General features: G+C 72.8%; 12 protein-coding genes and 2 pseudogenes. 9 read left to right on the top strand and 5 right to left on the bottom strand.

Annotation, left to right across the window (positions count from 1 at the left end):
- Together BJF79_RS18460 and BJF79_RS18455 are read left to right on the top strand one after the other, a co-directional pair.
- Positions 1-1154 (top strand): S1C family serine protease (locus tag BJF79_RS18460; protein WP_143220022.1); only part of this gene is annotated, 1154 nt, incomplete at its 5' end.
- Between the two features lie 102 nt (positions 1155-1256).
- The gene (locus tag BJF79_RS18455) at positions 1257-1613 is read left to right on the top strand and encodes a sec-independent translocase (RefSeq protein ID WP_075899082.1); all 357 of its coding nucleotides are present in this window, start codon (positions 1257-1259) and stop codon (positions 1611-1613) included.
- Positions 1614-1727: 114 nt separating this feature from the next.
- Here BJF79_RS18455 and BJF79_RS18450 read toward each other — a convergent pair.
- The 3 genes and pseudogenes from BJF79_RS18450 to BJF79_RS18440 all read right to left on the bottom strand — a co-directional run bounded on the left by BJF79_RS18450 (position 1728) and on the right by BJF79_RS18440 (position 5036).
- Positions 1728-2866: pseudogene (locus BJF79_RS18450) on the bottom strand (Mrp/NBP35 family ATP-binding protein).
- A gap of 365 nt (positions 2867-3231) precedes the next feature.
- Positions 3232-3732 (bottom strand): DUF1003 domain-containing protein, encoded by a 501-nt coding sequence (locus tag BJF79_RS18445; RefSeq protein WP_075899080.1) that lies wholly within the window; start codon positions 3730-3732, stop codon positions 3232-3234.
- A complete protein-coding gene (locus BJF79_RS18440; protein WP_075899078.1) occupies positions 3729-5036 on the bottom strand; it encodes a magnesium transporter MgtE N-terminal domain-containing protein in 1308 nt (435 codons plus the stop codon). Before BJF79_RS18440 ends, BJF79_RS18445 begins: the two co-directional genes overlap by 4 nt.
- Positions 5037-5185: 149 nt before the next feature.
- Here BJF79_RS18440 and BJF79_RS18435 point away from each other — a divergent pair, with 149 nt between their 5' ends.
- Positions 5186-6115 (top strand): RNA polymerase sigma-70 factor, encoded by a 930-nt coding sequence (locus BJF79_RS18435; RefSeq protein WP_075899076.1) that lies wholly within the window; start codon positions 5186-5188, stop codon positions 6113-6115.
- Here BJF79_RS18435 and BJF79_RS18430 read toward each other — a convergent pair.
- Entirely contained in the window at positions 6112-6648 is a 537-nt protein-coding gene (locus tag BJF79_RS18430) for a hypothetical protein (RefSeq protein ID WP_075899074.1), read from the bottom strand. The two genes, BJF79_RS18435 and BJF79_RS18430, sit on opposite strands and share 4 nt — an antisense overlap.
- Before the next feature lie 40 nt (positions 6649-6688).
- On the opposite strand from BJF79_RS18430, the gene BJF79_RS18425 reads away from it, so the two are divergent.
- Together BJF79_RS18425 and BJF79_RS18420 are read left to right on the top strand one after the other, a co-directional pair.
- Entirely contained in the window at positions 6689-7627 is a 939-nt protein-coding gene (locus tag BJF79_RS18425) for an HpcH/HpaI aldolase/citrate lyase family protein (RefSeq protein WP_143220021.1), read from the top strand.
- A 64-nt stretch (positions 7628-7691) separates the two neighbouring features.
- A complete protein-coding gene (locus tag BJF79_RS18420; RefSeq protein ID WP_143220020.1) occupies positions 7692-9143 on the top strand; it encodes a CPBP family intramembrane glutamic endopeptidase in 1452 nt (483 codons plus the stop codon).
- A gap of 216 nt (positions 9144-9359) precedes the next feature.
- Here BJF79_RS18420 and BJF79_RS60625 read toward each other — a convergent pair.
- Positions 9360-9539 (bottom strand): annotated as a pseudogene (locus tag BJF79_RS60625) (NUDIX hydrolase); the annotation flags it as partial.
- Between BJF79_RS60625 and BJF79_RS18410 the strand changes: the two are divergent.
- From BJF79_RS18410 to BJF79_RS18395, 4 genes are all read left to right on the top strand, one after another.
- Positions 9507-10259: a DUF6758 family protein gene (locus tag BJF79_RS18410; protein ID WP_316043380.1), complete on the top strand. Its 753-nt coding sequence runs from the start codon at positions 9507-9509 to the stop codon at positions 10257-10259. The pseudogene BJF79_RS60625 and the gene BJF79_RS18410 sit on opposite strands and share 33 nt — an antisense overlap.
- A gap of 26 nt (positions 10260-10285) precedes the next feature.
- Positions 10286-11119 (top strand): PHP domain-containing protein, encoded by an 834-nt coding sequence (locus tag BJF79_RS18405; RefSeq protein ID WP_075899068.1) that lies wholly within the window; start codon positions 10286-10288, stop codon positions 11117-11119.
- 31 nt (positions 11120-11150) lie between these two features.
- A complete protein-coding gene (locus BJF79_RS18400; protein WP_075899066.1) occupies positions 11151-11858 on the top strand; it encodes an MBL fold metallo-hydrolase in 708 nt (235 codons plus the stop codon).
- 37 nt (positions 11859-11895) lie between these two features.
- The coding region (locus BJF79_RS18395) for a RecB family exonuclease (protein WP_262402234.1) at positions 11896-12823 on the top strand (928 nt) is incomplete at its 3' end.

Here is a 12823-nt window from a genome sequence, read left to right as displayed (position 1 = left end):
TGCCGGCGCCGAACTGGGCGCCGGTGCCCGCACCGCCGCCGTCCGCCCGCACCGGCCCGGGCCTCGGCCTGCTCACCGTCATCGCGCTGATCGTGGCGCTGGTGGCGGGCGCGGTCGGCGCCGGCGTCGGGGTGATCGCGACGGACGGGGACGAGGGTTCGGTGAGCCTCGGCGGCGGCAGCGGCTCGGCGGGCGGGGCCGCGCCGAACCGTCCGCCGGACTCGGTGGCGGGCGTCGCGAGCCGGGTGCTGCCCAGCGTCGTGATGATCCGCGTGCAGTCGCCGCAGGGCGAGGTCGGCGGCACCGGCTTCATCGTCGAGAACGGCTACATCATCACCAACAACCACGTCGTGTCGGGCGGCGGCACGGGCGGGCAGATCGAGGTCGTGTTCAACGACAAGAAGACGCTGCCCGCGACGATCAAGGGCACCGACCCCGGCACCGACATCGCGGTGATCAAGCCGGAGGGCGACCACGAGCTCAAGCCGCTGGAACTCGGCGACTCCAGCAAGCTCGCCGTCGGCGACCCGGTGATCGCGATCGGCTCGCCGCTCGGCCTGCAGGGCTCGGTCACCACCGGGATCGTCTCGTCCCTCAACCGCGCGGTGCCGGTCGGCGACGAGAGCGGCGGCGACTCGTCGTACCTCAACGCCATCCAGACCGACGCGGCCATCAACCCGGGCAACTCGGGCGGGCCGCTGGTCGACATGAAGGGCCGCGTGATCGGCATCAACACCGCGATCGCGACGCTCGGCGGCCAGTCGATGGGCGGTGAGCAGGGCGGCAACATCGGCCTCGGCTTCGCGATCCCGGTCAACCAGGCCAAGCGGATCGCCGAGGAGATCATCGCCAACGGCAAGGTCCGCCAAGCGCTGCTCGGCGTCCTGCCCGACCCGCGCTACCAGCAGGGCGGCGCGCGGATCCTCCCGGAGCCGGTGCAGGGCCAGCAGCCCGTCACGCCGAACGGCCCGGCCGACAAGGCGGGCCTCAAGCCCGGCGACGTCATCACCAAGATCGACGAGCGGCCGATCCAGGACGCGACCGACCTCATCGCGCAGATCCGCAGCAAGGCTCCCGGCGACCAGGTCAAGGTGACCTATGAGCGGGGCGGCAAGGAGAGTACGGTCACAGTGACGCTCGGCGCCGCGTCGTAATATCCAGGGGAATGTTCAGGTCCGGTTAATCCGGGCTGGGGATACTCTGGGGGGACCGGCCCGCGCGGGCCGGTCCCCCCGGCATGGCGTGTGGAGGACGGTTTGTTCGACGTCGGACTCGGCGAGATGGCGGTACTCGTCGTCCTCGCCCTGGTCATCTTCGGAGACAGGCTGCCCCAGGTCGCCGGGCAGGCGGGCCGGATGCTGCGGCAGGTGCGCCAGATGGCGAACTCCGCCCGCAGCGACCTGCAGGAGGGGCTCGGCCCGGAGTTCAAGGACTTCGACATCGCCGACCTGAACCCCAAGACGTTCGTCCGCAAGCACCTGCTGGAGGACGACGACACCTACACGCCCCCGCGCAGCAACGGCAAGATCTTCGACGACGAGCCGTCCTACGCGACGACGGCGGGCGAACTCGGCTACGACGAGCGTCCCCCGTTCGACGACGAAGCCACCTGACCTTCCGCGGCGGACGCGCCCACGCCCGATGATCGTGGCGACGATGTCGAAGCCGATATAGGCGAAGAAAGCCCCGTCCCTTCCCGGGACGGGGCTTTCCTGCGTCGTGCGGGGTCAGCGGCCCTTCGGGGAGATGCCCAGCGACATGCCCGCCAGGCCGCGGCTGCGGCCGCCGAGCGTGTCGGCGATGGTGCGCAGTTCCTTCGCGGCCCCGGCGTCCGGGTCGGACAGCACCAGCGGGACGCCCTCGTCCCCGCCCTCGCGCAGCCGCGGGTCGATCTCCACCTGGCCGAGGAGCGGCACCCGGGTGCCGAGCGTCGTGGTCAGCGCGTCCGCGACCGTCTGGCCGCCGCCCGAACCGAAGATGTCCTGCCGCTCCCCGCAGTGCGGGCACGCCAGGTACGACATGTTCTCGATCACGCCGACGACCTGCTGGTGCGTCTGCGCGGCGATCGCGCCCGCCCGCTCGGCGACCTCGGCGGCCGCCTGCTGCGGCGTCGTCACCACCAGGATCTCCGCGGACGGCAGCAGCTGCGCCACCGAGATCGCGATGTCGCCCGTGCCGGGCGGCAGGTCCATCAGCAGGACGTCCAGGTCGCCCCAGTAGACGTCGGCGAGGAACTGCTGCAGCGCCCGGTGCAGCATCGGCCCGCGCCACACGACCGGCTGGTTCCCGGCGGTGAACATGCCCACCGAGATCACCTTCACGTCGTGCGCCGACGGCGGCATGATCATGTCTTCGACCTTGGTGGGCGGGTTCTGCACGCCCAGCATCCGCGGGATCGAGTGGCCGTAGATGTCGGCGTCCACGACGCGACCTTGCGGCCCTGCGCCGCCAGCGCCGCCGCCAGGTTCACCGTCACCGACGACTTGCCGACGCCGCCCTTGCCGCTCGCCACCGCGTACACCTTGGTCAGCGAGTTCGGCTTCGCGAACGGGATCTCCTTGGCGGGCTCGCCGCCGCGCAGCTTCGTCTGCAGGTCCTTGCGCTGCTCCTCGCTCATCACGTCCAGGTCGACCTGCACGGAGGTGACCCCGTCGAGCTTGGAGACGGCCTCCGTGACGTTCTTGGTGATGGTGTCCTTCATCGGACAGCCGGCCACGGTCAGGTACACGCCGACCTTCACCGCGCCGTCCGGCGCGATGTCGACGTTCTTGACCATGTCGAGCTCGGTGATGGGCTTACGGATCTCAGGATCGTTCACCGTGGCGAGGGCCGCGGTCACCTGCTCGGTCGTCAACTCGGAGGCCATGCGTCCATGGTATGGACTGTTACGGCTCCCTGAACAATCGGGTGTCGGACCTCATAGCGCCGGGGCCGACTCCGCACGGCCTCCGGCGCCAGGGCGCCTGCGGCCGCGCGGTGTGGGCGGGCCCTCTGTGGCCGTGTGGGGCCCGTCGAGCGTCCGCGTCCCCGCAGGACGCCTGCGGCCGCGCGGCGTGGGCGGCCTTCTGGGTCGTGTGGGGTGAGTCGAGCGTCCGCGTCCGCGCGGGGGCCTGGTCGTGCGGTGTGGGCGGCCTTCCTGGCCGTGTGGGGTCCGTCGAGCGTCCGTGTCCGGGGCCGTGCGGAACCGCTGTGACCGCGCGGTGTGGGCGGGGTCTGCCGGTCGTGTCGGGATCAGCGGACGGGGTCTTTGGTGTCGAGTTCTCGGAGGATCTGCTGCAGTTCGGAGCGGAGGAAGTCGCGGGTGACGACTTCGCTCAGGGCCACTCGGAGGCCGGCGATCTCCCGGGTGAGGTACTCGGTGTCGGCGGTGGTCCGTTCCGTCCGGGCGCGGTCCTGCTCGTACTGGACGCGGTCGCGGTCGTCCTGCCGGTTCTGTGCGAGCAGGATCAGCGGGGCCGCGTAGGACGCCTGCAGCGACAGCATCAGCGTCAGGAAGATGAACGGGTACGGGTCCCAGCGCAGGGCGGACGGGCCGAACCAGTTCCAGCCGATCCACACGATGATGAACACCGTCATGTAGACGAGGAATCGCGCGGTGCCGAGGAAGCGCGCGATGCGTTCCGACAGCCGCCCGAACGACTCGGGGTCGTAGTGCGGGCGCGGGACGAGCGTGCGGCGGTAGTGCCGCGGCTGGTCCAGGCGGGTCGTTTCCAGGCGTGTGGTCGTGGTCATGTCCTCCCCCGGAGGGCCTCTTCCTCGGGATCCGAGGGCGGCGCGACCGCGCCGGTGCTCGCGTCCATCACCGACTCCCGCCAGTCCTCGGGCAGCAGGTGGTCGAGCACGTCGTCGATGGTCACCGAGCCGAGCAGGTGCCCGTTCTCGTCCACGACGGCGCCCGCGACCAGGTTGTAGGCGGCCAGCAGCATCGCGACGTCCTCCAGCGTCATTCCCGGACGCAGCGGGTCGAGTTCGGCGTCGACGACCGCGCTGACCAGGGTGCGCGGGGGTTCGCGCAGGAGCCGCTGGAAGTGGACGGTGCCGAGGTAGCGGCCGGTGGGGGTCGCGGTGGGCGGGCGGCACACGTACACCTGTGCGGCCAGCGCCGGGTTCAGGTCGGGGTTGCGGATCTGCGCGAGCGCCTCCGCGACGGTCGCGTCCGGCGCGACGATCACCGGGTCGGTCGTCATCAGGCCGCCCGCCGAGTAGTCCTCGTAGGACAGCAGCCGCCGGACGGGCGCCGCCTCTTGCGGCTCCATCAGGGTGAGGAGCCGTTCGCGCTGCTCGTCCGGGAGTTCGCCGAGCAGGTCGGCGGCGTCGTCGGGGTCCATGGCCTCCAGGACGTCGGCGGCCCGTTCGACTTGCAGCGTTTCGAGGATCTCGATCTGGTCGTCCTGCGGGAGTTCTTCCAGGATGTCGGCGAGCCGCTCGTCGCCGAGGGCGTCGGCGACTTCCGCGCGGCGTTTGCCCGGCATGTCGTGGATGACGCCGGCGAGGTCGGCGGGTTTCATCCGCTCGAACGCCGCGATCAGCCCGGCCGCGCCCTGCCCGTGCTCGACGGCCGAGAAGCCCTCGACCGCGTCCCAGTCGACGACGAGGCTCTCGCCGCGCCGCCGCAGTCCCCGTTTCGTCCGCCGCCGCACCGCGACCTTCGACAGCAGCCAGTCGCGCGTGCGGGTCGGCTCCATCGCCACGTCCACCACTGAAACCGGTTCGCCGGTGTCGCAGAACCGGACGGTCCGGTCCAGCATCTCCGCGATCACCAGCGTCTCCGACTCCCGCTGCCGGAACCGGCGGATGTTCAGCCGCCCGTCGAAGATGATCGCGTCCGACTCGATCACCGTGACCCGGGTGATCGGCAGGAACACCGGGCGCCGCGGCTGCACCTCCACGACGAGCCCCAGCACCCGCGGCGGCCGGGGCGCCAGCCGCAACGCCACGACGACGTCGCGGACCCGGCCGACCTGATCGCCCACCGGGTCGAATACCGCGATCCCGGCGAGCCGGGCGATGAACACCCGTGTCGGAGATGCGCTCATGGCGAGGACACTACCCATGATCCCCCGGACGATCCGGCCGCGGCGGTCATCTCCGTCACACACCGGACGCCGCAGGTGGAGAGGCCGGGCGCGGGTGTGCATCATGGGGGCGTCACACCCGGAAGGGCGCGGACGGAAAGGGGATCGGCATGGTCGGGACGGTCCAGGCGACGGGCGCCGCACCGGACGAGACGTTCGAGGAGCATCGCGGCACGCTCTTCGCGGTCGCCTACCGGATGCTGGGCTCCGCCGCCGACTCCGAGGACGCCGTCCAGGACGCCTGGCTGCGCTGGTCGGCCGCCGACCGTTCGGACGTCCGCGACCCGCGCGGCTACCTCGTCCGGATCACCACCAACATCGCGGTCGACCGGCTGCGGAGCGCGCGGGCGCGGCGCGAGACGTACGTGGGTCCGTGGCTCCCCGAACCGATGCTGACCTCCCCGGACGTCGCCGACGACACCGAGCTCGCGGAGTCGGTGTCGATGGCGCTGCTCGTCGTCCTGGAGACGCTCAGCCCGCTCGAACGGGCCGTGTTCGTCCTCAAGGAGGCGTTCGGCTACCCGTACGCGGAGATCGCGGCGGCGCTGGACCGGACGGAGGAGTCGGTGCGGCAGCTCGGCACCCGCGCCCGCAGGCACGTGGCGGCGCGGCGGCCCCGGTTCGAGGCGGAGGCGGCCGAGCGGCGCGCCGCCACCGACCGGTTCCTCGACGCGGTCCTGGGCGGCGACGTGAACCGGCTGATGGAGATCCTCGCCCCGGACGTCACCATGTGGACGGACGGTGGCGGCAAGGTCCGCGCGGCGGTGCGGCCGATCGTCGGCGCGGCGAAGGTCGCCCGGTTCATCGGCGCCGTGGCGGGCGCGCCCTACTCGGGCGTCGACCCCGCCGACATGCGGATGCGGCGCACGGACGTCAACGGCCGGCCCGGCCTCGTCATCGACGGCCCCGACCGGACGATCAGCACGGTGACCGTCGAGTTCGACGAGCAGGGCCGCGTGTACGCCATCCACATGGTGGCGAACCCGGACAAGCTGGGCGCCGTCGCCGAGGGCCGCGAACTGGCCGTCGAGCGCCCCTAGCGGTCGGCGCGGCGGCGCCGGGCGCCCGCCAGACGGGGCGGCGGGCCCGCCGTCGTCGCCGGGGACCCCACGGGACGGACGGTCGCGTACCCGCCGGACGGCGCGACCTCCTCGCCCGTCGGCGTCAACCGGATCACCCACGACTCGGCGGCCCACCGTTCGAGCCGCCCCTCGTGCGTCGCCCCGTTCAGCCGGTCCTTCGCGAGCTTGGGAGCCACCTCGTCCCACAGTTCGCCGCCGGGCTCGACGTGCTCGCACGCGGCGACGAACGCGACGAGCCGTCCGCCCTTGTCCTTGCTGCGCAGGATCACGGTCACCCGGTCGGCCTCGGGCAGGCCGGGGAGCGGCTGCTCGCCGTCCCCGCCCGTCAGCACGTACGCCGACCCCTCGTGCCAGACGTGCCACGCCGCCCGCGGCTGCGGCAGACCCGGCAGGTCGAGCCACAGCAGCCCCGACTTCTTGGCCGCCTCCTCCACCAGCGCCGCGCTCAGCGCGTGCACCGCGTCGGCCGACGGTTCGTTCGGGTCACCCATGTGCCGCAGCGTCTCACACCCGGTGGATACGATCCGCCCCATGCGCTCACGACGTACCACCCTCGCGGTCCCCGGCAGCAATCCCCGGTTCATCGAGAAGGCGCAGGGCCTCCCGGCCGACGAGATCTTCCTCGACCTGGAGGACGCCGTCGCCCCGTCCGCGAAGGAGGACGCGCGCAAGTCGGTCGTCGCCGCGCTCAACGAGGGCGACTGGACGGGCAAGATCCGCGTCGTCCGGGTCAACGACCTCGACACCCCGTACGCCTACCGGGACGTCATCGAGGTCGTCGAGGGCGCGGGCGCGAACCTCGACGCGATCATGCTCCCGAAGGTGCAGGACCCGTCGCACGTCCGGTGGCTCGACCGGCTCCTCACGCAGATCGAGGGCGCGATGGGCTACGAACCCGGACGTATCGGTATCGAGGCGCAGATCGAGGACGCGCGCATGACGCGCATCGACGACATCGCGGCGTCGTCGCCGCGGCTGGAGACCCTCGTGTTCGGCCCCGGCGACTTCATGGCGTCGATCAACATGAAGACGCTCGTCGTGGGGGAGCAGCCGCCCGGTTACACCGAGGGCGACGCCTACCACTACATCCTGATGCGGATCCTGCTGGCCGCCCGCGCCCACGACCTGCAGGCCGTCGACGGCCCCTACTTCAACGTCCGGGACGCCGACGGCTTCGACCGCGCCGCCCGCCGCTCGGCCGCCCTCGGCTTCGACGGCAAGTGGGTGCTGCACCCGTCCCAGATCGACGCCGGGAACGCGATCTTCTCCCCGACGCAGGACGACTACGACCACGCCGAGCTGATCCTCGACGCCTACGACCACGCGATCAACGTCGAGGGACGCGGCGCCGCGATGCTCGGCGACGAGATGATCGACGAGGCGTCCCGCAAGATGGCGCTCGTCATCGCCGCCAAGGGACGCGCCGCCGGGCTCGCCCGGACGCGTACGTTCGAGCCCTCCGGGAACTGAGCGACCGTACGATTCGTCCACGCAACCAAGGCGTGGACGACTCGGGTCGAGGAGAAGGGGACGTATGTCTGACCAGGAGGACGCGAACGGCTGGGCGCCGCTCGATCCCGGCATGGGCGACGGGCGGCCGCGTTCTCCTGACCCGGACCCGTCGCGGCAGGAGCCGCAGCAGCAGGCCCCGCAGGCCCCGCCGCAGCAGTCGACGAGCGGTTGGCCGCAACCGCAGGCCCCGGCCCCGCAACCGGGGACACAGGGCCAGCCGCTTTACGGCCAGGGCCAGCAGCCCTACGACCAGGGCCAGCCACCCTACGACCAGCCCTACCCGAGCCAGCAGCACACCGGGGGACAACCCGCCTGGAACCAGCAACCGGCGGCGTGGGGCCAGCAGTACCCCCAGCAGTACCCCTACGCCCCCGGCTACGACGCCTATGGCGGTTACCCGCCTCCGGTGAAACGACCCTGGATCGTCCCCACACCGCGCGGGGTGCCGTTCCACCGGATGGCGCGTTCGGAGGCGCACAACTGGTGGCGTCCGCTCGTCGGAACCGTGTCGATCATCGTGGTCGGGCTCGGCGTCGGCGGCGTCCTCGGCGTCATCGGGCTGATCATCCAGATGGCGGTGTCGGACGGCGATTCCCCGCTGCTCGACGACCCGTCCGGCACGTCGATCTTCGGCAACGACACCGCCGACATCGCCTACGCGCTGCTGTCCCTGGCGGTCTTCCTTCCGCTGGTCGGGCTCGCCGCGTGGGGGATCCAGCGGCGGCGGCCCGGGACGCTGTCCTCGGTGGTCGGACGGCTGCGCTGGCGCTGGATGCTCGCGTGCGCGGGCATGTCCGTCGCGTTCTGCGCGGTGTCCTACGGCCTGTCGCTCGCCGCGAGCCTGTCGGTCGAGAACGAGCCGGCCGGGTCGACCACCGAGGGGGCGTGGGTCGGCTGGGGCGACTTCCTGCTGCCCGCGCTCGTCATCGTGGCGCTCGTCCCGTTCCAGTCGGCGGCCGAGGAGTACTTCTTCCGCGGCTGGCTCATGCAGGCGATCGGCGCGTGCACCCTGGAGAAGGCCAGGAACGGGCTGACGCGCGCGCTCAGCGTCGTGTTCCGCACCCCGTGGCCCGGCATCGTGCTGGGGGCCGCACTGTTCACGTCCGGGCACGGGTACACCGGCTGGGGGATGCTCGACATCTTCATCTTCGGCGCGATCGCCGGCTGGCTCACGGTGCGCACCGGCGGCCTGGAGTGCACGATCGCGCTGCACGTGTTCAACAACCTGATGGCGTTCCTGCTCCCGGCGGCGTTCGGTCAGCTGAGCCTCGAACAGGGCGGGATCCCGTGGCAGTACGTCCTCGCCGACGTCGCCTCCATGGCCGTGTACGCGGTGGGCATCGTCCTGCTGGCCCGCCGGTTCAAGGTGGAGACGAGCACGCCCGGCGACGGCCCGGCGGACGAGCACCCGGGCCCGGACGCGCCGCGGCCGCGGCGTCCCGGCGACGTGCCGGGCCCGCAGCCCGCCTACTGACGGCCGCTCACAGCACGCCCCATTCCGTGAGCGCGTCGACGAGGCCGGGGACGAGCGGCAGGCCGGCCAGCTCGGCGGGCGCGACCCACCGGACGTCCGCGGCGTCGTCCCCGGCGCGCGCGTCCCGCCGAGCACCGTGGCGGCGTAGTCGTGGATCTCGTAGACGACGCCGCCGGGGCCGTCCCGTTCGACCGTGCCCACGAACGCGCCGGGGCGGACCCGCAGGCCCGTCTCCTCCAGCAGTTCGCGGGCGACGGCCGCGGCGTCGTCCTCGCCCGGTTCCACCCGCCCGCCCGGCACCGACCAGCGTCCCGCGCCGGGCGGGCGGCCCCGCCGCACCAGCAGCAGCCGTCCGTCCGGATCATGGACGATCGCACCCACGCACCGTTCCCGCATGCCCCCATTTTGTCCCGTCTTTCCCGTCCGTGCCTTGACGTGCGGGGGAGCCGCCGCGCAGGGTGGGGAATCATGAGGGCGGAGCCCACATGCCCGCGATGCGGGACCCAGGTGCAGGCGCCGGGTCTCTGGTCGAGCGACTGGAGCTGCGGCGTGCACGGAGCCGTACTCCCCAGGCAGCCTCCGGTACGGCCGGGCCCGGACGCGCTCTCCGTCGTCCTCCGGGACGTGCGGGTGCCCGTCTGGACGCCTTGGCCGCTCCCGCTGAACTGGCTCGTCACCGGATTCGTGACCGTCGGGGACGAACGCGGCGGCGCGCGCGCGTGCGGCGTCGCGCTGTCGGGCCCCGGCCTGGTCAGCGGCCCGGCCGACATGATGCTGATCGCCGAGGAGCCGGGCATCGGCCTCGGCGCGCACTACGCGGGGCTGGACGGCTCCGACCCCGGCGAGCAGTTCGACGGCAGCCCGCCGCACGCCAAGATCGGCATCAGCGGCCCGGCGGCGACGCCCGGGCACACCGTCCCGCTGTGGGCGGTGGGCCGCGAACCGGACCGGGCCGTCTTCGTCGGCGAGGCGCTCGGCAACTGGCTGTGGGCCGTCCTGTGGCCCGCGGACGCGGGCGTGCTCATGCTCGAAGACCAGAATCTCCTCGATCTCCGCGAACCCGGCATGGAAGTGGACCTTCCCTACGGCGCCTACAGCCTCAAGCTAGACCTCTGACACACGCGCGCGCCTACGCTGTACAGATGCGGATCGACCTCCACGTCCACAGCGACGCGTCCGACGGCACACGTCCGCCCGCCGAGGTCATGCGGCGCGCGCGCGGCAACGGCGTGGACGTCGTCGCGCTCACCGACCACGACACCACCGCCGGATGGGACGCGGCCGCGGCGGCCCTCCCGGACGGGCTGACGCTCGTCCCCGGCGTCGAGCTGTCGTGCGTCCACGACGGCCGGAGCCTGCACATGCTCGGCTACCTGTTCGACCCGGCCGAACCCGTCCTGGCCGCCGAACTCGCCCGCATCCGCGACGACCGCGTGATCCGGGCCCGGACGATGGTCGCGCGGCTCCGCGAACTCGGCGTGGACGTCACGTGGGAGCGGGTCCGCGAACTCGCGCGGGGCGAGGCCGTCGGGCGTCCGCACATCGCCCAGGCCATGCTCGAAGCCGGGGCCGTCGCCTCGCACGACGAGGCGTTCACCGCCGACTGGATCGCCGAAGGCGGCCGCGCGCACGCCGGACGGTACGCGCTCGACCCCGAACGCGCGGTCGCGCTCGTCCGGGCCGCCGGGGGCGCGTGCGTCTTGGCCCACCCGCGGGCGCGGCGCGCCGGGTACGTCTTCCCGGACGAGCTGATCGAGCGGCTCGCCGCCGCCGGGCTCGCCGGCCTGGAGGCCGACCATCCGAACCAGGCCCCCGACGACCGCGCCCACCTGCGCGATCTCGCCGCCGCCCTCGGCCTCGTCGTCACCGGGTCCAGCGACGACCACGGCGCCCCGACCGGCGACCGCATCGGCGCCGAGACCACCGACCCCGCCGCCTACGAGGCCCTCCTGGCCGCCGCGGCCGGATCGCCCTGACCCGGTTGCGAAGCGCGGTAGGGTGCCAGGCGTGGACGCGCGCATCGAACAGGTGGTGACGTCGGGCAAGCTGACCCTGGACGACACCGAGTACGACGTCGAGAACAACACCTACATCGTCGGCGACGACGATGACGTCATCGTCATCGACCCGGCGTTCGACGCCGAGGCCATCCTCGAGAAGGTGGGCGAGCGCGAGGTCATGGCCGTCCTGCTCACCGACGGCAACGAGCACCGGCTGAGCGTCGTGCTCGAAGTCGCCGCCGCCGGCGAGGACGACGAGGAGAACTGGGCCCCCATCGCGCTGCACCGCGCCGACCGGCTGCTGTGGCGCGACTACTTCGGCCGCCTCGCCAAGGAAGAGGACGACGAGGACGACGCCAAGGCGCTGCGATCCCTCGAACCCGACATCTGGCTCGAAGACGGCGGTGTCTTCGAGATCGGCGACGCCCAGCTCGAGATCGTCCAGACCCCGGGGCACACCCCCGGCAGCGTCTGCGTGATCAGCGAGCAGCTCGGCGTGCTGTTCTCCGGCGACACGCTGCACCGCGGCCGTCCCGGCTCGATCGGCGGCGCCTTCGAGGACCTGCGCAAGCAGCTCAACTCGATCGGCGCGCTGCTCGACCCGCTGCCCCGCGACCTGCAGGTCATGCCCGCCCAGGGCGACGAGACGACCGCGGGCGAGGAGAACTCCCGGTGGGAGAGCTGGGGCGACATGGCCCGCGAGGACAACGACTGACGCCCGACGGCGGGCGCACGGGGACGGACGGCCGGTGATGGAACAGCTCGGCTTCGACGGCATGCCCGAACGCCTGTACGCGTGCACGCCGTCGCGGCTGAACACCTGGCAGGACTGCCCCCGGCGGTACCGGATGACCTACCTGGACCGTCCGATGCCGCCGAAGGGCCCGCCGTGGGCGCACAACAGCGTCGGCGCCAGCGTGCACAACGCGCTGGCCGCCTGGTGGCGGCTGCCCGAACCCGACCGGACGCCCACCGCCGCCGGCGCCCTCCTCACCCGTGGCTGGATCACCGAGGGGTTCCGCGACGGCGAGCAGTCCGCCGCGCACCGCGAACGGGCCCGCGACATGGTGGAACGCTACGCCGCGGGGCTCGACCCGTCCGACGAGCCGATCGGCGTCGAGCGGACGGTCGCGGCCCGCACCGCCCGCATCGCCGTCTCCGGCCGCATCGACCGGCTGGACGCCCGCGGCGGCGAACTCGTCGTCGTCGACTACAAGACCGACGCCGCCCGCTCACCCCGGACGACGCCCGCGGCTCGCTCGCCCTCGCGATCTACGCGGTGGCGGCGTCCCGGGTGCTGCGCCGCCCGTGCCGCCGCGTCGAGCTGCACCACCTGCCGTCCGGCGAGACGGCCGCCTGGGAGCACACCGCCGAGTCCCTCGACCGCCACATCGAACGCGCCGAGGACATCGCCGCCGAAGCGTCGGCGGCCGACGACGAGTACCGCGCCCGCGTCCCGAAGCCCCGCCGCGGCGAGCCGCGCCGGGCGCCGACGACCGGACCCGGCCGGTCGACCACGCCCCGTTCGACGAGCGGTTCCCGGCGCGTCCGGGCCCGCTGCGCGCGTACTGCGACTTCGCGGCGGCACTGCCCCGAGGGGCGCGAGGCCGCGCCCCGCAAGGAGCCCTGGTCGGCCCTGCCGGTCGACGCCTGAGGCAGCCACCGCGCGCGCGCCGCGCG

Origin of the sequence: Actinomadura sp. CNU-125 (assembly GCF_001942465.1) — a bacterium.
Classification (GTDB): Bacteria; Actinomycetota; Actinomycetes; order Streptosporangiales; family Streptosporangiaceae; genus Spirillospora.
This window is presented reverse-complemented; position numbering and strand designations above follow the sequence as displayed.

Bases quoted from the DNA above. Each gene is read 5' to 3' on its own strand.
- BJF79_RS18445 (WP_075899080.1), bottom strand. From the start codon at position 3,732: ATGACCACGACCACACGCCTGGAAACGACCCGCCTGGACCAGCCGCGG.
- BJF79_RS18440 (WP_075899078.1), bottom strand. From the start codon at position 5,036: ATGAGCGCATCTCCGACACGGGTGTTCATCGCCCGGCTCGCCGGGATC.
- BJF79_RS18435 (WP_075899076.1), top strand. From the start codon at position 5,186: ATGGTCGGGACGGTCCAGGCGACGGGCGCCGCACCGGACGAGACGTTC.
- BJF79_RS18430 (WP_075899074.1), bottom strand. From the start codon at position 6,648: ATGGGTGACCCGAACGAACCGTCGGCCGACGCGGTGCACGCGCTGAGC.
- BJF79_RS18425 (WP_143220021.1), top strand. From the start codon at position 6,689: ATGCGCTCACGACGTACCACCCTCGCGGTCCCCGGCAGCAATCCCCGG.
- BJF79_RS18420 (WP_143220020.1), top strand. From the start codon at position 7,692: ATGTCTGACCAGGAGGACGCGAACGGCTGGGCGCCGCTCGATCCCGGC.
- BJF79_RS18410 (WP_316043380.1), top strand. From the start codon at position 9,507: ATGGACGATCGCACCCACGCACCGTTCCCGCATGCCCCCATTTTGTCC.
- BJF79_RS18405 (WP_075899068.1), top strand. From the start codon at position 10,286: ATGCGGATCGACCTCCACGTCCACAGCGACGCGTCCGACGGCACACGT.